The 18,602-nt window shown below is 60.7% G+C and carries 23 protein-coding genes and 1 tRNA gene; 7 read left to right on the plus strand and 17 right to left on the minus strand.

The window, feature by feature from the left end:
* The first annotated feature begins 1 nt into the window (after position 1).
* Together HDE78_RS02220 and HDE78_RS02225 are read left to right on the plus strand one after the other, a co-directional pair.
* Positions 2 to 724, plus strand: coding sequence for a TetR/AcrR family transcriptional regulator (locus tag HDE78_RS02220; protein WP_218861926.1), 723 nt, complete (start codon positions 2 to 4; stop codon positions 722 to 724).
* Positions 721 to 1,953 carry a family 1 glycosylhydrolase gene (locus tag HDE78_RS02225; protein ID WP_179476877.1) on the plus strand — a complete coding sequence of 411 codons (1,233 nt, stop codon included), beginning with the start codon at positions 721 to 723 and terminating at the stop codon, positions 1,951 to 1,953. The genes HDE78_RS02220 and HDE78_RS02225 overlap by 4 nt, the downstream gene beginning before the upstream one ends.
* Positions 1,954 to 2,442: 489 nt before the next feature.
* Here the strand turns inward: HDE78_RS02225 and HDE78_RS02230 are convergent, their stop codons facing one another.
* The gene (locus HDE78_RS02230) at positions 2,443 to 3,387 is read right to left on the minus strand and encodes a 3-hydroxyacyl-CoA dehydrogenase NAD-binding domain-containing protein (RefSeq protein WP_179476878.1); all 945 of its coding nucleotides are present in this window, start codon (positions 3,385 to 3,387) and stop codon (positions 2,443 to 2,445) included.
* A gap of 144 nt (positions 3,388 to 3,531) precedes the next feature.
* Positions 3,532 to 4,068 carry an acyloxyacyl hydrolase gene (locus HDE78_RS02235; protein ID WP_255457556.1) on the minus strand — a complete coding sequence of 179 codons (537 nt, stop codon included), beginning with the start codon at positions 4,066 to 4,068 and terminating at the stop codon, positions 3,532 to 3,534.
* 824 nt (positions 4,069 to 4,892) lie between these two features.
* Here HDE78_RS02235 and HDE78_RS02240 point away from each other — a divergent pair.
* Positions 4,893 to 5,189 carry a DUF2384 domain-containing protein gene (locus HDE78_RS02240; RefSeq protein ID WP_179476879.1) on the plus strand — a complete coding sequence of 99 codons (297 nt, stop codon included), beginning with the start codon at positions 4,893 to 4,895 and terminating at the stop codon, positions 5,187 to 5,189.
* A 129-nt stretch (positions 5,190 to 5,318) separates the two neighbouring features.
* Here the strand turns inward: HDE78_RS02240 and HDE78_RS02245 are convergent, their stop codons facing one another.
* The 3 genes from HDE78_RS02245 to HDE78_RS02255 all read right to left on the minus strand — a co-directional run bounded on the left by HDE78_RS02245 (position 5,319) and on the right by HDE78_RS02255 (position 7,812).
* Positions 5,319 to 6,080, minus strand: a complete 762-nt coding sequence (locus HDE78_RS02245; RefSeq protein WP_179476880.1) for an MBL fold metallo-hydrolase — start codon at positions 6,078 to 6,080, stop codon at positions 5,319 to 5,321.
* A gap of 142 nt (positions 6,081 to 6,222) precedes the next feature.
* On the minus strand, positions 6,223 to 7,095 hold the full coding sequence (locus HDE78_RS02250) for an alpha/beta hydrolase (protein WP_179476881.1): 873 nt from the start codon (positions 7,093 to 7,095) through the stop codon (positions 6,223 to 6,225).
* A 36-nt stretch (positions 7,096 to 7,131) separates the two neighbouring features.
* The gene (locus tag HDE78_RS02255) at positions 7,132 to 7,812 is read right to left on the minus strand and encodes an alpha/beta hydrolase (protein ID WP_179476882.1); all 681 of its coding nucleotides are present in this window, start codon (positions 7,810 to 7,812) and stop codon (positions 7,132 to 7,134) included.
* Between the two features lie 123 nt (positions 7,813 to 7,935).
* On the opposite strand from HDE78_RS02255, the gene HDE78_RS02260 reads away from it, so the two are divergent.
* The gene (locus HDE78_RS02260) at positions 7,936 to 8,901 is read left to right on the plus strand and encodes a DJ-1/PfpI family protein (protein WP_179476883.1); all 966 of its coding nucleotides are present in this window, start codon (positions 7,936 to 7,938) and stop codon (positions 8,899 to 8,901) included.
* Positions 8,902 to 9,106: 205 nt separating this feature from the next.
* Here the strand turns inward: HDE78_RS02260 and HDE78_RS02265 are convergent.
* Positions 9,107 to 9,196 (minus strand) — tRNA-Ser (locus tag HDE78_RS02265).
* Between the two features lie 112 nt (positions 9,197 to 9,308).
* On the opposite strand from HDE78_RS02265, the gene HDE78_RS02270 reads away from it, so the two are divergent.
* Positions 9,309 to 10,010 (plus strand): protein phosphatase 2C domain-containing protein, encoded by a 702-nt coding sequence (locus HDE78_RS02270; RefSeq protein ID WP_179476884.1) that lies wholly within the window; start codon positions 9,309 to 9,311, stop codon positions 10,008 to 10,010.
* Positions 10,011 to 10,023: 13 nt separating this feature from the next.
* Here the strand turns inward: HDE78_RS02270 and dnaQ are convergent, their stop codons facing one another.
* From dnaQ to HDE78_RS02285, 3 genes are read right to left on the minus strand one after another with little or no spacing between them, the layout of a single operon-like run.
* Positions 10,024 to 10,731: a DNA polymerase III subunit epsilon gene (gene dnaQ / locus HDE78_RS02275; RefSeq protein WP_179476885.1), complete on the minus strand. Its 708-nt coding sequence runs from the start codon at positions 10,729 to 10,731 to the stop codon at positions 10,024 to 10,026.
* Positions 10,728 to 11,216 (minus strand): ribonuclease HI, encoded by a 489-nt coding sequence (rnhA, locus tag HDE78_RS02280; RefSeq protein ID WP_179476886.1) that lies wholly within the window; start codon positions 11,214 to 11,216, stop codon positions 10,728 to 10,730. Before rnhA ends, dnaQ begins: the two co-directional genes overlap by 4 nt.
* Before the next feature lie 24 nt (positions 11,217 to 11,240).
* The gene (locus HDE78_RS02285) at positions 11,241 to 11,930 is read right to left on the minus strand and encodes a methyltransferase domain-containing protein (protein WP_179476887.1); all 690 of its coding nucleotides are present in this window, start codon (positions 11,928 to 11,930) and stop codon (positions 11,241 to 11,243) included.
* Between the two features lie 327 nt (positions 11,931 to 12,257).
* On the opposite strand from HDE78_RS02285, the gene gloB reads away from it, so the two are divergent.
* Both gloB and HDE78_RS02295 read left to right on the plus strand, forming a co-directional pair.
* Entirely contained in the window at positions 12,258 to 13,022 is a 765-nt protein-coding gene (gloB, locus tag HDE78_RS02290) for a hydroxyacylglutathione hydrolase (RefSeq protein ID WP_179476888.1), read from the plus strand.
* The gene (locus HDE78_RS02295) at positions 13,019 to 14,254 is read left to right on the plus strand and encodes a LysM peptidoglycan-binding domain-containing protein (protein WP_255457557.1); all 1,236 of its coding nucleotides are present in this window, start codon (positions 13,019 to 13,021) and stop codon (positions 14,252 to 14,254) included. The genes gloB and HDE78_RS02295 overlap by 4 nt, the downstream gene beginning before the upstream one ends.
* 399 nt (positions 14,255 to 14,653) lie before the next feature.
* Here HDE78_RS02295 and HDE78_RS02300 read toward each other — a convergent pair whose 3' ends face one another.
* From HDE78_RS02300 to HDE78_RS02335, 8 genes are all read right to left on the minus strand, one after another.
* Positions 14,654 to 15,682: a hypothetical protein gene (locus HDE78_RS02300; RefSeq protein WP_218861928.1), complete on the minus strand. Its 1,029-nt coding sequence runs from the start codon at positions 15,680 to 15,682 to the stop codon at positions 14,654 to 14,656.
* 138 nt (positions 15,683 to 15,820) lie between these two features.
* Positions 15,821 to 16,516 (minus strand): hypothetical protein, encoded by a 696-nt coding sequence (locus tag HDE78_RS02305; RefSeq protein ID WP_255457558.1) that lies wholly within the window; start codon positions 16,514 to 16,516, stop codon positions 15,821 to 15,823.
* A 4-nt stretch (positions 16,517 to 16,520) separates the two neighbouring features.
* On the minus strand, positions 16,521 to 16,742 hold the full coding sequence (locus HDE78_RS02310; RefSeq protein WP_179476890.1) for a hypothetical protein: 222 nt from the start codon (positions 16,740 to 16,742) through the stop codon (positions 16,521 to 16,523).
* A gap of 3 nt (positions 16,743 to 16,745) precedes the next feature.
* A complete protein-coding gene (locus HDE78_RS02315; RefSeq protein WP_179476891.1) occupies positions 16,746 to 16,949 on the minus strand; it encodes a Ras family protein in 204 nt (67 codons plus the stop codon).
* Positions 16,946 to 17,242 (minus strand): hypothetical protein, encoded by a 297-nt coding sequence (locus tag HDE78_RS02320; protein WP_179476892.1) that lies wholly within the window; start codon positions 17,240 to 17,242, stop codon positions 16,946 to 16,948. Before HDE78_RS02320 ends, HDE78_RS02315 begins: the two co-directional genes overlap by 4 nt.
* A 14-nt stretch (positions 17,243 to 17,256) precedes the next feature.
* Positions 17,257 to 17,604 (minus strand): hypothetical protein, encoded by a 348-nt coding sequence (locus HDE78_RS02325; RefSeq protein WP_179476893.1) that lies wholly within the window; start codon positions 17,602 to 17,604, stop codon positions 17,257 to 17,259.
* Between the two features lie 65 nt (positions 17,605 to 17,669).
* A complete protein-coding gene (locus HDE78_RS02330) occupies positions 17,670 to 18,143 on the minus strand; it encodes a hypothetical protein (RefSeq protein WP_345776015.1) in 474 nt (157 codons plus the stop codon).
* A 62-nt stretch (positions 18,144 to 18,205) separates the two neighbouring features.
* Positions 18,206 to 18,520: a RebB family R body protein gene (locus HDE78_RS02335; protein ID WP_166946612.1), complete on the minus strand. Its 315-nt coding sequence runs from the start codon at positions 18,518 to 18,520 to the stop codon at positions 18,206 to 18,208.
* Positions 18,521 to 18,602: the final 82 nt, after the last annotated feature.

Below are 18,602 nucleotides of genomic sequence, written 5' to 3' on the forward strand. Positions count from 1 at the left end.
CTTGACGAAGAAAACTCAAGCCAAACGGAGTGCCCCGGTCTCGCCAGCCCATGCAAATACGGGTTCTTCGTCGACGCCTTTGCGGCGGCCGCAGGCACAACGCAGCGCCGATACACAAGCGAAACTGATCGACGCGGCAATTGCTTGCCTTCATCGCGTCGGCTATAGCGCTACGACGGTCACCATGGTGGCAGAGGAGGCCAAGGTTAGTCGCGGCGCCATGTCCCATCAGTTCCCTGCAAAAACCGACCTGATGCTGGCGGTCGTCGAGGCAGTGTTCGAAGCGGACGCGAAGTATTACCAGTCAACCGTCATGGCAAAGTCACCCAAGCAGTGGGTTCTCGATCTTCCGGCAACGGTCTGGGAGGCGGTCAGCCGTCCATCGGGCACCGCAGTCATGGAAATCATGCTCGCATCGCGTTCCGACAGCGAACTGGCAGACAAGCTGCGCGCAAAGCAACAGGCCATCGATGCCCGATCGCACGACTGGATTATTGAGCGACTCGCCGCTGCGGGCCTACACGATCGGCCGAATGGAGAAGCCGTCCACCGGCTATTCGTTGCAGCTATCCGCGGCCTATCGATGGAAGCCTTGTTCCGTCGTGATAAGGCCGATAGTGAAAACTCTCTGGCGGTGCTCGGTGAAATTCTCGGCCTGCTCTATCCCGCCAGAGACACTAAATCATCAAAACGCAAAGCACCATCAAAAGGCAAAGCACATTGAACGAGGCACCTCGTCCCGCTCCTAAAAATTTCCTTTGGGGTGTAGCTATCTCCGCGCACCAGAGCGAAGGCAACAATACCAATTCCGACATCTGGCTCGCCGAGAATGTCACGCCGACACTCTTCGTTGATCCTTCCGGAAAAGCCTGCGACAGCTACCACCGTTTTGCCGAAGACATTGCGATTGCTGCCGACCTCGGATTCAACTGCTATCGATTTGGCATCGAGTGGGCGCGCATCGAGCCAGAGCCTGGAAAGTTTTCGATGGCCGAACTCGACCGCTATTCACGCATGCTTGATTTATGCGCGCAGCGCGGGCTCGCACCCATGGTGACTTTCAGCCATTTCTCCGTACCACTCTGGTTTGCGGCGCGCGGCGGTTTCGAGGTAGCCGACGGTGCCGATCTGTTCGCTCGGTTTGCCGAGAAAGCCACCGAGCGGTTGGGTGATCGCATGGCTGCGGCTACCACGTTCAACGAAGCGAATGTGCAGCGGCTACTTGCCCTGATCCGCACGTCCGATGCGCAACCTGGGATTGACGCGATGTTGGAAGCATGTGCCAGGCGATGCGGCTCAGCGCGTTTTTCATCGCTAGTATTTACCGATTTCAAAAAGACCGAGCCGGTGCTGCTGGACGCGCACCGCAAGGCGATGGCCGCGATCAAGGCCGGACCAGGCCGTTTTCCCGTCGGCATCTCGCTGACCATGCAGGACGTTCAGGGTGTTGGCTGGATCAACTTGGCAAAGGTCGTCACCGACCGACTTTACGGCCCGTGGCTGGATGAGGCCAAAGGCGCCGACTTCATCGGTGTACAGACCTACACGCGCGTACAGATAGGGCTACGTGGACGCATCGACCCACCAGCGGATGCCGAGATGACGACTGCCGGCTACGAGTTTTATCCGCAAGCGCTGGGCGCCACAATACGATTGGCTGCCGCTCGCACCGGGAAGCCGGTCTACGTGACCGAGAGCGGCGTCGCCACCGACGATGATTCGCGTCGCATTGCCTACATCGACGCGGCACTGGCTGAAGTAAAGGCATGCATCGATGAAGGCATTGATGTCCGCAGCTTTATCCAGTGGTCACTACTGGATAACTATGAATGGACTGCCGGTTACGGTCAGCGATTCGGCTTGGTCGAAGTCGACTTTGACACGTTCGAACGCAAGCCCCGGCCAAGCGCTTTTCATCTCGGGTCGCGTGCGCGCCAAAACCTTTTTGGGTAACGCAGGCTTTTGTAATACGAATCTGAGTCCTGGCGGCTTCCGTCTCGAGCAAACTTCAAACAGGGACCGATTCAACGGACTGGGCATGCGCTCATTAATGACGCAAAAGTTCGGTCGCGAGCGCCCCTGATCGAAATGCCTTACCAAAGCCTGCACATCTTTCCGTCGTTACGATGGAGTCGCACTGAGAGGCTCACTTTGATGGAAGCTTGGCGCTAACCTCAGGCGCCTGCTGGCCATATGTCAAAGAGACGAAGAACTTTGTCCATGTCGAGCAAACAGTCTCTCCATCCATTGGAATGTGGACTGCCTTTCCCATACCCAAGGAATTTAAGCCGAGCCAAGTCGGCCCAACTCGATTCGAGGACCTAAGCTGAAGGCATTGGGAAGCCGTATTGGTTGCATGGCAATCGTCGATTGCCGCTAAGGGGGAGACTGGACGCGATTTCGGATCGAAAGCTCGCTGACGCCCACGAGTGAAAAAACCATTCATGGCGCGACAAACTCTTGGTTGCGTAACGCCAGCAAACCAAGCAACACCTCATCACGTTCCGAAACAAGCTGGGCAAATGGACGGTTATGGAGTTCTTCTGTTGCACCCTGGGCAATCATCGCGCAAAGCTCAGGTGTAAGAACGGGGGAACCGAGCGCACTCCATAAAGCATTCATCGGACCGGTGAACTGTTCAAGAAAATGCGCGATGCCGCCTTCCCCACCTCCTAGATTGAATAGCATCGTCGGCCCCATCACACCCCATCGAAGGCCCGGACCCCAAGACACGGCGGCATCGGCGTCTTCGACACTGACAACGCCTTCTGCAATCAGATGAACTACCTCACGAAAAAGCGCTGCCTGCAGCCGGTTGGCAACGTGGCCGGGAACCTCCTTGCGAAGACGAATCGTCTTTTTCCCAAGCGACCTGTAGAACCGGGTTGCGCGCTCAATCGTATCCTCCGAGGTCAATGCGCCACCGACGATCTCTACCAAGGGAATCAGATGCGGTGGATTGAAGGGGTGGCCGATGACGCATCGCTCGGGGTGTTTCGTACAAGCCGACTGAATGGAACCCATAGTGAGGCCCGACGAGCTCGACGCAATGATGACGTTGGCATCAAGCAATGCATCCAGATGCTCGTAAAGACCACGCTTGAATTCGATTTTCTCCGGCCCGTTCTCCTGAACAAGATCCGCCGACTTCACGGCCGTTTCAAGATCTCCTGAAAACGTCAGGCGCTCGCGTGACGCGTCTTTGGCTAGCCCCAGCTGCTCTAAAGCTGGCCACGCCTCGCTGATGTATTTGCGCAAACGCACCTCGGCACCAGGCGCGACGTCGTTTGCTGAAACATCAAGGCCGCTTGCCAGAAAAGCAGCTGCCCAACTTGCGCCTATGACGCCTGTGCCAACAATGGCCACACGTTTGATCGGAGAGGTCATGCAATATCCTTGATTTGTCCAACACCGAGGTTCCGCACAAGGCTCGGTGTTTTCAGCAATAGCTATACGACTTACGGCTAAGCCCGGCCACCGGCACCATCGGTGCCGCCGCCAATCACGAGGTTGGTGAATATGTGGGCCGCGCTAAAAAACCAGTCCCAACAAAGCCATGGTCTCGCCGCGATTAGGATCATGGATGCCGCCGTTGGAGATATGACGCACGGCGACGCTGAAATGCTTGGTCTGCCAACCAAGTGAACTGGTGAATTCATAAGGGCTGCTCAGCGCGAGCGTCCGCCCCGTGTTGAAGGTCGGCTGGAAACTGAAAAATAGGTGCCTGTACCAGTCGGCCTTATTGCCGTATTGGAATCGGGCTCCAGCCGCCGCAACGAATGCGTGATCGCGAACGTCATAGCGGCCAGGTCGATAATTGAATTCATTGCGCCCATCTATCCAACCAAAAGAGACATCGGCAGCCCAGCTGAAACGGCTGATGCCAATAGGCGTTGGTTCGAACACATTCTCCAGGAACAGCGTATTCGTACCCCGGCTGTCGGAATAACTTCGTCCCGCCTCGACTTCCAGCGTGTTGGCGCTGGCGGACAAGCTGGAGCAAAAAAGGCAGAAAACCACAATCGCGTGGAAGGGTCGGATCGAATATTTCATATGCGGCGTAGTCATGTGTTGCCTAAGGAAAATTTGTTCCATCAGCGTCGATTGCATTTCCGGGCGACGGCTTGAGCGTGAGGTGCAAGAAGCAAGCCGTATCGAAAGAAGTCGTTGCCGATGTCGATTGCCCTCCTAATCTAAACAGCGAGCCACCAGACGTCTTGGCTCTTTACGCGGGTTTTTGACTTTTCCGATTGGCAACGAATAACGCAAGGGACCGAGCATCCAAAGATTCGCAGCAAGAACTGAGTGCGACCCACAAATTGTTTGGTGTCTTCGGATTACGCCCAAGCTAAATGGGGAGGTCGCTACCAGGCACTTGCAGTCCGCGCATTAGATTGATGACCAAGAGCCGATGTTTCGTGACTGCTCCCAGCCGCCGAACGATGTGGTGAAGCGGAATATCTCGGGCGCTCTAGGGTGCGGCAGTGCGCTTGAAATCGATTTTGATCAAATATCACCAAGTCTGCTAAGAATGAACAAGTCACCGTTGCGGGCTCAGACGAAGCTCGACTCCCGGTCGGCCGATGAGCGATTGAGTGAGGTTTGCCGTCTCGCAAGCTTTCCAACGGCAAGGAATGCTATCGAGCCGGAGAAGTGCAGCGGGCCCGGCAGCAAAGGCTGTTCACACGGCCAAGCTCTGTTGATTCTTTCGGCACGATCTATAGACAACATGCAAGAGATGAGCATCAGCATTTCCCGGAGCTCTGCGATGCTTCTGCCAGTAAAACCGACGCCTAAACGGCAAATAAAGAATTCGGCTGGCTAGTTCCGGGTTTGCTTGACCGTCCTTGCTGGTACCCATGCCAGCGGACCACATTCTGCGGAGACTGCTGATGCCCACTCTGAACTTTACCCGTGTCGCCGACGACTTGGCCCGCCTTCGCGCGGAACGCGAAGCCCTGGTCGCATCGGCGTTCGATGATCTGCAAGCACTGCGCCCATCTCTTGCCGATATGCTGATTGAGCGGATGAGCACACCCCAGCGCGCTGCGCGATGGATGGCCCGCTCACACCGATCTGCCAATCACCGCACTCCCTGGGAGCTGCTTGCCGAGGGCAATGAGGATGAGGTTTGGGACTTGCTCGATCCTCCGGACGAAGTGGATATCAACGTGACGGAGCGCCGTTAAGGCTCTTTGCTCAGAGAATCGCATTGACGCTCTCAGTTATCTGTAGATAGGCCGACTGCATTAAGGATTCCGCTGAGATGGCGAGCCCGATGGCCTTGCCGCTACTTCACCGTATTGCCTCAAATCCCATCAGTGGGATGGATGATTGCAATACGGATGAGCGGAAGGAGTTGGCTCTAGCTCCGACAAGAACCTCGCATGCCGCAAAACCTCAGCTGCCTCAAGCGGTCCGCCATGGCCCATATGAAAGCGCTTCGCGCCGCCCTGGACGAGGCGTTCGAGTTCACGCGCAACCCGTTGCGGGTCATCTTCGAACGGAGGGCGAATAGCATGGCCTTTGAACGCGATACCACCGATCAGAATTCCCGATGCAATCAAGTCACCAACCAGGGCATCTTGCGTCGATAGTTCAATCGCGATCGAGCCGGGGGTGTGCCCTGCCGTGTGGCGGACAATTCCGTCTATGCCAAAATCAAGCAGGCTCACGGCCTTCACTTTATCCATCAGAATATAGGGCTCGAAGCCTTCATAAGGCTCGTGCGGAGCTGGCGTTTTCAGAAAAAGTTTGCCGAACCAACCGGTCGGACAGTAAGTCATCGGCACTTTACGATTATAAAAATCGGCGTCGGCCTCGTGCGCCAAGATGGGTGCACCTGACAGTTTCCGTACACCTGCAGCGCTGCCCGCGTGGTCGGTGTGTGCATGCGTCACGACAATCAACTTGATGTCCTTGAAGGACAGGCCGTGCTGATCGAGTACCCGCGCGATTTTTCGCTCTGAACCGGGTATCCCTGTATCGACGAGTATGCAGCCTGCCTCGCTTTTGATCAGGTGCGCGTTCACCATGCCGAAGGGCAAGATGGGGATCCGAATGATCTCTGGATTAGACATGAGCTTTTCCTCTGAGGTGCATGGGGTTAAATGCAAAACTGTGGGGTCAATCTTCATGGAGCGGATGCGTTGGGCCACCGTGTGAGTGACTCCAGCCATGTGGTGCTAGGGCCGTCACTTCTCACAACGTTCCCGAGCGAAGTCAGTTTCTGCCGGTCGCCGGGCGGGCCGCCCAACATTCTGGACACCTCAATAAGGCGGTCTGTGCATGCTGGGACCTTGAGGGGAATCCTTCCTGCACGATAGATAACGCGAACGTTCTGATCAGATCGGCGACGAGGTCGGGCGCTTCCAGCGGTGAGAGGTGGCCGACCTTAGGCAAGACGTAAAGCTCCGCCTGCGGTATGCGCGGGAGAAGCTCACGCCGCAGTCCTTCCGGTGGATCTACCCGATCGTGTTCGCCCGAGATGACGATGACCGGCACATCGATCGCCGCCACCGCTGTGGCGATGTCTTCCTGACTGCTGGCCAATGGCCACGCCTCTTTCGCTGCAGCAGCACCTGCAAGACTGTCGGCAATGACGGTTTCCCGGTCCTCCGCGTCGAGTCCGTCCGGCGCGAGCACCTGATCGAGCGTGGCGATGATGCTCTCGCGTGAATCGTAGGCCCGCACCATCCCTTCGCGAATCTCAAGTGGAAGATTGAGCGGCGTCGGCGGCGCTGGCGCCACCAGCGCAAGGCCAACCAATCCGCGCGGGCGACGCGACGCGATTAGCTGCGCCACCTTGCCGCCCATCGAATGCCCGACCAGGATGTAACGCTCCAGGTCGAGCGCTTCGACCACGGCCAGCGCATCGTTGGCCATGTCCGCCAAAGCGTAGCCGCTCGCTGGCGCCGCCGACCTTCCCCAGCCGCGCTGATCGATCGCGATGGTGCGCAGATCCGGCGCCAGCGGGTCAACGACGTGCTGCCACGTGCGCGAGGAGCCGCCCCAGTAGTGCAGAAAAACGACGGCGGGAGAGCCGGCGCCGCGCTGCTCAACGTGCAGCTCGATGCCATTGGATACGATCATCATGACTGTGGTCCTAGCGGGAAAGATGGCGAGCTTTGGTCAGGCGGCGGCGTCGAGAATGATGGCCGCCACCGCCTTCGGCTGGGAAAGCATCGGCACATGGCTGCTGTCCACATGCACTACCGTTGCGTTCATCCGGGCCGCCATGCGCTCTTGCTCGACCCGCGGGATCGCATGATCCTGGTCGCCGATGAGGTAGTACGTCGGCCGGCTGCGCCACGCGGCCTGTCTCAACACACCACCCAGCGCGGCACCGTTGATCGGACCCTGAGTAGCAAACGCCACGGTTTTTTCGTCGTCGCTCAGATCCTGCGCGAACAGCTCGAAGATGCCCGTGCGGGTGAGCTTGAGAAAGCCTTCGGCGTCGGGCCGAATCTCGGCATTCAGCGGGGCCGACTGGAACTGGGCGAACAGCGTGCCCGCCGACTCACCGGCGTCCGGCGCGAACGCGTCCACATAGACCAGGCGCACGACCTTGGGATCGTTGCCGGCCTCACCGATCACCGCGCCGGCATAGCTGTGGCCGACCAGTACCGCATCGCCCTCGGCCAGCGTTATCGCGCGGCGCACCGCCGCGACATCCGCCTCGAAGCCCGTGAGCGGCAGCTGCACGGCCGTGACGGCCATCCCTTTTTCGGCAAGCAGCGGAATCACCTTGGCCCAGTTCGAACCATCGCCCCAGGCGCCATGAACCAGAATTACGTTTGATACGGTCGTCATCATCTTTCTCCGTGAGTGGTTGGCCGTCGGCGGCGGTTGAATCGACAGGAGAAAGTCTAGGCTTGGCAGCAGCTGGCGGAAATGACATATTTCCCTCTTATTCTGCCAATCAAGGAAAGCGCCATGCAGCGTCTCGGTGTATCGAGAACCCTCTGGTTCGTGGTGTTTCCCGGCTTCGAATTACTCGACCTTGGGGGACCGCTTTGCGCGTTCAACCTTGCCGTGGACTTCCATCAGGCGCGCTACGACATCCGCATCGTTTCAACCTCCGGCGGACTGGTGCGCGGGTCCTCCGGCGTAGCGATCGACAGCGTGCCGCCGCCGTCGCCGAACCACTTGGATACGCTGATGGTGGTCGGGGCGCCCACCGTGGATATCCTTGACGAGCAAACGGAGACCGCCGCTCTCGTGCGCGCGCTCGCCCCGCGCGCAAGGCGCTCGGCGAGCGTCTGCACCGGCGCGTTTTTGCTGGCCGCAGCAGGATTGCTCGACGGTCGCCGCGCGACCACGCACTGGCGCTACGCCGCCAAACTGCAACAGCGCCATCCGTCGATCAAGGTCGAGGCGGATCGCATCTTCGTTCGTGAGGACGATCTCTGGACGTCGGCCGGCATCACCGCCGGCATCGACCTCGCCCTGGCGATGATTGAAGAGGACTGCGGCATCGAGACGTCCAAAGCGATCGCCCGAGATCTTGTCGTGTATCACCGACGCAGTGGCGGCCAGTCGCAGTTCTCCACCATGCTTGAGCTCGAGCCGCGGCCCGGGCGTATCCGTGACGCCCTCGCCTACGCCCGCACGCACCTGGACGAACGCCTCTCCGTCGAGCAACTGGCCGACGTGGCCAACATCAGCGCGCGCCAGTTTGCGCGCCAGTTCGTCGCGGAAACCGGCGAAACGCCGGCACATGCCATCGAACGCCTGCGCTGCGAAGCGGCGCTTCCGCGCATCGAGGGCACACGAGAACCGCTCGACCAGATCGCGATCAAAGTAGGATTCGGCGCGATGGAGCGTATGCGCCGCGTGTGTCTTCGCATCTACGGCCAGTCGCCACAGGCGCTGCGTCGACGGGGTCGCGCACAGACTTAGGTAATAAGGAAGGCCTGCAAGTGCCTGCCTCCAAGGCGGTTGAATCGGTTACGTATCAAAAATGGAAGTTTCGCGCGCCGCGCTAAGGGGCAAGCCTGCGGCTGTTCGAATGCGTTCCGGACGCATTCGGCGAACCCCTGAGGTTCTCACCCTGTCGTCGTCCGCCAGAAAAGCAAAACGCCCCTTACGGGGCGCTTTGCTTTTCTGGCGGAGAGGGAGGGATTCGAACCCTCGGTGCGCTTACACGCACGCCTGATTTCGAGTCAGGTACATTCGACCACTCTGCCACCTCTCCAAAGGCTTTGCATGGTGGTTCATGCGAGCCGGAGATGATACGCGCAGAGGGCTTTCGTGACAACAACCATGACATCCGGCATGCTCCACCCACTCGCCGCACCAGACAAGTCATGATCGAATTCGGACACGGAACGCACGTTGGCCTGCGCCGCCTGCGCAACGAAGACACCTATTACGCCGACGCATCGCTGGGCCTGTTTCTGGTCGCCGACGGCATGGGCGGTCACCAGCACGGCGAGGTGGCCTCGGCGATGGTGCGCGACACCGTGGTGGATCTGGTCACGCGCGGCCACAGCTTGGTGGAGGCCGTGCAGGGTGCGGGCGAGCGGTTGCTGGCGCATGCGCGCGGAGGCCGCGAAATGCTGCCGATGGGCACCACCATCGCGGCGCTGCGCGTGGTTGCCGACGGTTACGAGGTAGCCTGGGTCGGCGACAGCCGCATCTATCGCTGGAAGGCCGGGCTGCAGCAGATCAGCCACGATCACTCGCTGGTGCAGGCGTTGGTGGAGTCCGGCCAGTTGGACGCCGCGCAAGCGTCGAAACATCCGCAGCGCAACGTGCTGACACAGGCGTTGGGCGTCACGGCGACGGAGCAGCTGCATATCGGCATGGCGCGCGGTCGGCTGGAAGCCGGCATGGCGTTCGTGCTGTGCACCGACGGCCTGACCGAGAGCATCAGCGACGCTGCGATTGCCCACACTGTTACGCGCACGGATCTGGCCTCGCAGGAATGCGTCGATCAGCTCTTGCTCGGTGCGCTTGACGGCGGCGGCGATGACAACATCACGGTCGTCATGGTGCGCTACACCTGACGACCGGATTCGCTCAGTTGAGCTGGCGCCAAAGACTTTTACCGCCGGCGCTTTTATCCAGCGCATCCAGCCGCTGTTCGTGCAGCGCCAGCTCGTCGGCATCGGCACGGAGAATTCGCGGGCGCGCGCGCAGCGTGATCGGCGCCAGGGTAACCGCGTGGTTCTCTTCGCCAGCGCTTTCAAAGCCGAGGTCGAAGGCGACCTGCCCCGATGTCATGGCCAGATAGACATCGGCCAGCAGCTGCGCATCGATGAGGCCACCGTGCAGATCGCGACGCGAGTTGTCCACGCCCAGTCGTTTGCACAGCGCATCCAGGCTGTTGCGCTGGCCGGGGTAGCGATCGCGCGCCATCTTCAACGTATCCAGCACGCTGCAGCGGTCGGTGATGCAACCCAGGCCCTGCTCCAGCGCAGCGAGTTCGGCGTCCAGAAAGCCCACGTCGAAGCTGGCGTTGTGGATGATCAGCTCGGCGCCATCGACAAAGGTCAGAAACTCCTGCACCACGTCGGCGAACAGCGGCTTGTCGAGCAGAAACTCGTCCTCGATGCCGGTGACCTGCCGAGCGCCTTCGTCCATGGGGCGGCCCGGGTTGAGATAGGTCTGGTAGTAGCGGCCGGTGAGGCGGCGCTCGACCAGTTCGACGCAGGCGATCTCGACCAGGCGATGGCCCTGACGCACCTCGAGGCCGGTGGTTTCGGTATCAAGGACGATCTGCCTCATGCCGGGCTCCGGGTTTGGGCAGTCGGCGTTTGCGCCGACGTCGACGGAGCAGATTTCATCCGTTCGGCCTGCTCGCGCGCCGCCTGATCGACGCGCTCGTTCTCGGCATGGCCGTTATGTCCTTTCACCCACTCCCAGCGAACCTGATGCGTGCTCACCGCCTCGGACAGCCGCTGCCAGAGATCCTGATTTTTCACCGGCTTTTTGTCGGCGGTGCGCCAGCCGTTGGCGCGCCATTTCGGCACCCACTGTTCGATGCCCTGCATCACGTAGCGCGAGTCGGTGGTCAGCTTGACCTTGCAAGGGCGCGTAAGCGCCTCCAGCGCGCCGATCGCCGCCATCAGCTCCATGCGGTTGTTGGTGGTATCCGGATCGCCGCCGGCGACCACACGCTCGCCGCCCTTGGCGCGCAGCAGCGCGGCCCAGCCGCCGGGCCCCGGGTTGCCGAGGCAGGCGCCATCGGTGAATGCTTCCACTTCGCTCATCGGTACTCGTCTTTCTGGTCAAAACTAAAGGCTGGCGCTGCGCCGCGTACTCGGCGACAGCCGGCCGGTTGCCGGCACCGCGACCGGGTTGGTTTGAATCCGCAGCGGCGTCACCGCGCGCCGGCGCTTGCGCGCGATAAGCACGAAGCCACCGCCAAGCAGTTTGGCGCTGCTTGCGTGCGCGGTTGCATTGCCCGGCAGTACGCCGCCCACCCGCTGGGCTTGCTCGATGTCGAAACCCTCGCGCTGCAGATCGGTCATCAGGCGCAGCGGCATGCTGAACTTGAGGCCCGCGCCGCGCGAACGCCAGCGGACCCAGGGCGCCCACGCGCTCATCGGATGCACGCCGGTGATTGCGAGCACTCCACCCGGCGCCAGCACGCGAACCGCTTCGTCCAGCAAGGGGCCGGGCACGGTACTGGCTTCCAGAGCATGCTGCAACAGCACCAGTTCAAAGGCGTCATCGACAAACGGCAGCGACTCGTCGCCCGCCGCCAGCAGATCGCCGCGATAGCGGCCACCCTGCAGCTGCATGCGGATCCAGCATCCAAGCATGGGCAGTGCCGGTGGCGCAGCCTCGTCGGGCGAGGTTCCGATCAGCAGCGCGTAATCGCCTACGCAGCGCTGCAAGGCGGGAGTCATCGCCCGCGTCTGCTCATCCTGCAAACGGCGTACCGGCGCACTGGCGTAGATATTTTCGTCGCGTCGGGACATGCGGTCTTTCCGGTTGGAACTACCGTGCGAGTGTAACGGCTCACGGCAAGGCGGTGCCGCTCGCCCATCGATCGCCGTAGGAACTCGGCCGGCGAGCTGAACCATTCATCCGGCGGTTAACGCCTTGATAACGACCCGCCGGGCGGAGCTGTTTATAGTCGCTCGGCTTACGCCTGCCCGACTTATTTGCGCAAGGGGATGATCGAACACCAGACATACCGCCGGCCGTGCGCGAGTTGCGCCATAAGTTGAGAAAAGGCCGGTGACCGCTGCAGCTTTTCGGCAGCCCATTCTCAGATTGTCGATCCAGAGAGTTCGGAGATCCTCGTGCACCTCATACCCTTGCCGGCGCTCGCCGATAACTACATCTGGCTCCTCCATGACGACGAAGGTATGGCGATCGTGGTCGATCCGGGCGACGCCGCGGTGGTGCAGCACGCTTTGACGACGCGACATCTCACTCTGCGGGCGATCCTGCTGACGCACCACCACCCCGATCATATCGGCGGCGTGGCCGAACTGCGCCGTCATCACGACGTGCCCGTGTATGCGCCGACCGACGATCGCATCGGCGAAGCCACGGTGCATGTGCACGACGGCGAACGCATCGCGCTGGCCTCGCCGTGCGTCGAGTTCGAGGTGATCGCGGTTCCTGGGCATACCCTCAGCCACGTGGCCTACGTCGGCGACGGCCTGCTGTTCTGCGGCGATACTCTTTTCAGCATGGGCTGCGGCCGACTCTTTGAAGGTACGCCGCAGCAGATGCTTAGCTCGCTGGATCGGCTGTGCGCACTGCCCGATACCACCGAAGTCTGCGGCGGCCACGAGTACACCCAAGCCAATGGGCGGTTTGCCTGCACCATCGAGCCGCACAATCCCCATCTGCACGAGCGCATGAAAGAAGTAGCCATACTGCGCGCGCAGGAAAAGCCGACGCTACCCGTAACGATAGCCGTCGAACGCGCGACCAATCCGTTTCTTCGCGTGGACAGCGACGCGATCGCGCAATGGTGCAGTCAGCAAGGCGCCACTGGCGACGATCGCATCGCCCGTTTCGCGGCGCTGCGCAGCGCCAAGGACGCTTTCCGTTGAACGCCCGGCGATGGCGGTCGCTGCTGCCGGCCCTGTCGATACTCCTGGCCGCCTGCGTCGGCACGCCCTCGCAAAGTCCTCGTCGAGCGGTTATCAAGAAGCCCGTCGTCGTTATCAATCACGTCACTCCGCCGGCGGTCACTCCACCCTCGGTAAACGTACCCGCGGTGCCCGACTTCTGGCCGCAGATGCGCAGCAGTTTTGCGATGAGCGATTGCGATGCGGACCCTGCCGTCCTGGCGTGGGCGCAGCGCTATACCAAAAACCCCGACCACTTCGAGGATCAGCTGCGCCAGGCGATGCCGCAGTTGATCTATGTGCACGAGGTGGCCACCCGCTACGGCGTTGCCGGCGAATTCGCGCTGCTGCCGTGGATCGAAAGCGGTTTTCAATCGCTGCCGGGACGCCGCAACCGACCCGCCGGCATGTGGCAGATCATGCCGATGACAGCCAACAAGATGGGGCTGCGGGTGGACGGCCGCTTCGACGCACGGCTTGACGTGGATGCTTCCGCCAACGCGGTCATGAAATTGCTCAGCCACTACCACGATAAATTCGACGACTGGCGCGTCGTCGATTACGCGTACAACACCGGCGAATTCAACGTCGCCAAGCTGGTCGACAAATTCGGTACGCCACCGGCGGAACCGGTAATCCCGCATCTGCCGGTCAAAAGCGGCACGAAAGAGCACCTGACGCGACTGCTGGCGATGGCCTGCGTAGTGCGCGAACCAGAGCGCTTCGGCGTCAGCTTGCCGACCATTTCCGACGAACAGCATCTGGTGCAGGTGGGCATCTCGCAATCCATGCCAATGGCCAAAGCTGCGGATCAGGCCGGCATACCGGTGAGCAAGATGAAAGATCTCAACGCGGCGTTTCGCGGCAACACGATGGATGCCGGCGCCGTGTCGTATGTGCTGTTGCCTGCCAATCATGCACAGCAGTTTCGTGACTCGCTACTGCAGACGCCGAGCGCGACTGATACCAATGCCGTGCCGTCTGCGGATGACGTCCAGCAGGACGCCGACGCAACGGCTGAAACAAACCCTTCAAAAGCAGCCACGAGAAAACCGGCACCGAGCGGAAAAACCCATACAGTAAAAAGCGGCGAAAGCCTGTGGCAGATCGCGCACCGATATTCTGTCAGCACCAAGAAACTGCAGCAGTGGAATCATCTGCGTGGCCCTGCGCTGAAGCCTGGACAGGTGCTTAAGGTGAGCGGCGACGAATGAACTTGCCGACGCGGCTGATCCGTCCTGAATTGAGTTGACGCCTTTTTCCTGAAAAAAAGGCGATCTCATGAATTCAAGGATCAAACGCACATAACGGGGCTACACGCTGACTTTTAAGCTGTCGGTGATCGAGCAAGTGGAAAAGACGAGCTGATCTACAGGCAGTCCCTGGCCCGATACCCAGGCCCACCAAGGCATCCAGGGGCGCTCGACCGCGTTCCAGGCACGGCCGGCAAGACTGGCGCGATGGTGCATCATCGATGCCTATGTCGACCTCGCCTAAGAGCCTGTTCGAGGCAATGCTGTCAGCGCCATAAGTGCAGGCTCACAGGATTCCATGGTGGACCTGCCGGAAATGCGAAGCGATGGCAGAGAGTGCCCCCACCGCTTCGGCATTCGTCAGACGATGAACATCGGCAGGCGATCGTTGCTCACCCATACGCCCTGCCGGCGGCCCAGTTCGACATATCTGCCCTGCGCGTACTGCAAGATCTGGTAGCTGGACTCGCCAGGCAATTCGGTGAAAAGGAAATTGTCGGGATCGTTGACGTCGACGCGTCCGGTGCGGGCGTTGTAACGACCTACCTGGAAGATCGGCTCGGGAAAATGGTTACCCGCGTAAGACATGCCGTCGGTCAACATCACCAGCGCACCATCGCGTACGGCCACGGCCTGGTCGACGATGGACATGCCGCAGGAGGTCACCAGCTGTAGGTCGAGATTGATCGAGTCCGGGCCCAGCGATTGCCGGATGACGCTGACCGCGTTCTTCACCACCTGCATGCAGTGATCAAGGCACACCTCGAGGCCGAGGCTCATGCCGTCCCAGTAGATCAGGTTGTCGAGATGCTGGTCGGGATTGAGACGGAAACTGTAGGTGGTGGTGGGGTCCAGGTTGGCATGCGAGTGTGGGTCGGGGCCGTCGATATTGGAAATGTAGTGCTTTTCCATCAGGACATAGGGAACACTGTCATCCATCACCGGCCGCCTGCCACGCAGCATAATGGCCGTGTTGAGCAGGTTCAGCCGCCCATCGGGGCGAGGAGTCAGGGCCGAGCAGATGGTGCCAGCGACGATCGTCCAGTCATTGAACAGGGCGGACTGATGGATAGCGTCGTAGAGCGCTTCGGCGAGGGCGTAGCGAGATTCCTCCGGATACGAGCCGAAACTGGTTCCCGGCACGAAGCCGCCACGGCGCACTTCTTCCGCGGAAGCCTTGCGGAAATAGAACTCCGGAACGATGAACACCTTCAGCGTGTCGCTGTCGGCCATGCCATCGTGATCTTTGTAGGTGTTTGCAGTCCAGTACAGGACGTTGACTAGGCGCTGGGCGCGAGCCTGGAGGTCCGGATCCTGAAGCTGGATCAGCGGCGCCTGGCCTTTGGGCTGTACGATGCCATGGTCCGCGGGATAGAACGTGGGCGCCATGAGGCTGAGCGGCAGTATGGAGCGATATCGAGGTGTCGGCATGATGCTGTACTCCTGCAGTGGCTGAGTATGGGTACGCCCTGGTTCAAGCTATGACCCGGGTCCGGGGCGCACCGGAACCCGATCGTCGACCGGCTTTCAAAGCGCCAGCTTTGCCAGCCAGTAGATGGCCCGCGCTGCTTGCAGCCCGATGGTCTGGTCTTCCGCGGCGATCGCCTTCGTGGGCAAGGCGAAAGGCACCGGTATGCCGGGGACAATGACGATCGGGACGCCATGGATATCCGTGGACAGCGGCCGCGGTTCGGGCACGCCGGCGAACGCCTGGCGCAGCGCCATGACGATGCCCGCCAGTACGAGGATGGCGAGCATGGCGATCAGCAGCACGATGTACTTTATGGGAGGAACGGGAATCTTCTGGATAAGGTTCGCGACGAAGCCGACGGCGATTTGGCAATCGAGGTTCAACGGGCAATTCAGCGTCCGGGCGAGTTCGTCCTGCACTAGATCGCCGGGTTGCTGGATGAAGGTCACCTCATAGGATTTTCCCTTGACGATCACGGGAGCGACGAGGCTTCGCTTGCCCTGGACATTGGTTTGCGCAAGGTAATCGACGCGACTTATGTCCGTTCCCAGCGGAGTGGGCGCGTGAAGCGTCAGCCAGTCGATGACATGCCGGGGCAGCACAACTTCCTGGCTATTCGCCTGCACCACGAAGAAATCGCCATCGGGTTGTGGCGCACCGGACGGCCACGAGGACTGGCTCCAGGCGTCGGGAAACGCAACGACGATCACCTGTTCGGGAAGTGGCCGAGGTTCGTAGCGCTGCCTGGTCATGGGTTCAGTCCTTTCGTGCCAGCGCCGTCACGGCTTCATAGGCGAAAAGGCCTTCTACGATAGCCGTGCCGCTCAAGGCCAGCGAGGCGAAGATGAGCGGCGTGGCCTCGTTGCCCAGAATTTGCATCATGAAGGTGTAACCGGCTTCTGCGCTCGGTATCGCCGTCGCGTTGAGCGCGTCGGCGGCGGCGAGCGGTGCCGTGACGATGCTTCCGGTCGCCGCCATGGCTCAGCGGCCCGGTGCGGGTGGAAGGTTGTAGAGCTTGCGGATGCGATCGAGCACCTTGTTGTTCTCTTCCGTGATGATGCGCATCTGCTCATCTGCGTCGCCTTCGACGCCGAGCAATGCGATGTTCGTCGCAACCTTGGTCATCGACTCGGCGATTCGTTCCACGGCCTCGCTGAGTTGCGAGATCGATTCCTTCTCGTTCATCGCCTTGTCCTCGCAGAATGGGTGGTGTCGTCATTCGACTCCAGGAGTGGATGCCTCGGCTTTCCGGGATCGACGACGAGCTGCCGGTTGACGTACTGGATGCAATCCGCGAATGGGCGGGGACCGAAGGCCGGGGGCTGGTCTTCCGATAGCGAACTGGCGGGCACGATGGTGAGAATCCTGTCCTCGCCGGTGTGCACCACCGCGTAGTGCGGCACGACGAGGTTTGCCTTGAAGCCCTGTTGCGCGCGCGAGGTGATCTGCTCGATGAGCATCCGGTTGTAATCCTCCATGGACGTTTCGTTCGTCATGGCGATGCGAACGCCTCGATGGATGCCTTGAGCCCGGCGATCTCGCGTGCCAGTTCATTGGACGTGAACACGGTGACGGCGGATCGTGCCGTCGTGGGTGACGTTGTCTGTACGGCGTTTACCGCGTCGGCGAGAATCATCTGCCTCAACCGGTACATAGCATCCTGGTTGGCGACCTGCGACCGCGCCGCCATGCCAGTGCTGCCGACCTGGTTGGAAAAGGCCAGGTCGCTCAGGGCGCCAGGAAGTTCGGCAATGGTCGCGCCGGCCACGGAAACCGCCCCCTTGGGGCCGGCGCCGCCGTCGGCCTCTTCGATGGATATGCTTACGTCTATCGTTTCCATGTTTACGACCCTCTGGAAAGCCGGGATGGCCGCACGGCCATCCCGGCGTCATTGCCGCAAGGCGATCACCGCGAACGCTTCACCCTGAGGACGATGCCGCGACCAGTATCGACGGCCACTTCCACATCATCCTTGGTGAACTTCCCTGGGATGAAGACCTCAAGTGCCCGGCCATCGGGCACGACAACCACCAGCTGTCCCTGATCGTTGATCGCCAGATCGAGATCACGAAGCCGCAGGTGCTTTGCGCCCTTATGCGGAGCGGCGAAGGCTTCGACAGAGGCCTTGAGATCGGCGATCGTCTGGGCAAGCTCGTTGTTGGTGAGCACATCCACCGCGGAACGACTGTCCATCGGGCCGAGATCGGACACCGTGTTGACCGCTTTCGCCACGATCGGTGTGCTGATCTGGTTACCGGCCTGCTGGTTGGCCACAGCGTTCTGCTGGCCCAGGTTGGTGGTGGATACCACGTTCGAGTAGGCCAGGTTGGACAACAAGGCCGGCTGCTCCGAGATCGCCTTGAGGTTGCCCGTCGCCACCGCACTGACTATCTGTTCATGTAACATGATCCGTCCTCCTGATTAACGGCAGTGCTATCGACTTACTTGGGGAACGCCTGCAGCGTTGCCTTCAAGTCGGCGATGGTCTGTGCCAGCTCGTTGTTGGTCAGGATGTCGACGGCCGAACGGGCTTCCAGGGGGCCGAGGTTGCTGATCGTGTTGGAGGCCTTGGCCACGATGGAGATACCGAGCTCATTCATGGCCTGCTGGTTGGCCACGGCGTTCTGCTGCGACAGGTTGGTGCTGGCCACGGTATTGGAGTAGGCCAGGTTGGACAGCATCGCGGGCTGTTCGGAGATGGACTTCAGATTGCCGATTGCAACTGCGCTCACGACGTCTTCGGGAAGGGTTGCCATACGAATTCTCCTGTTAGAAGGTGATGGTTGATGTATCCGACTTGCCTGATGAGAGCCTCCTGACGGAGGCATCCACCGCATT

The sequence above is a fragment of the Rhodanobacter sp. K2T2 genome (genome assembly GCF_013408815.1).
GTDB lineage: Bacteria > Pseudomonadota > Gammaproteobacteria > Xanthomonadales > Rhodanobacteraceae > Rhodanobacter.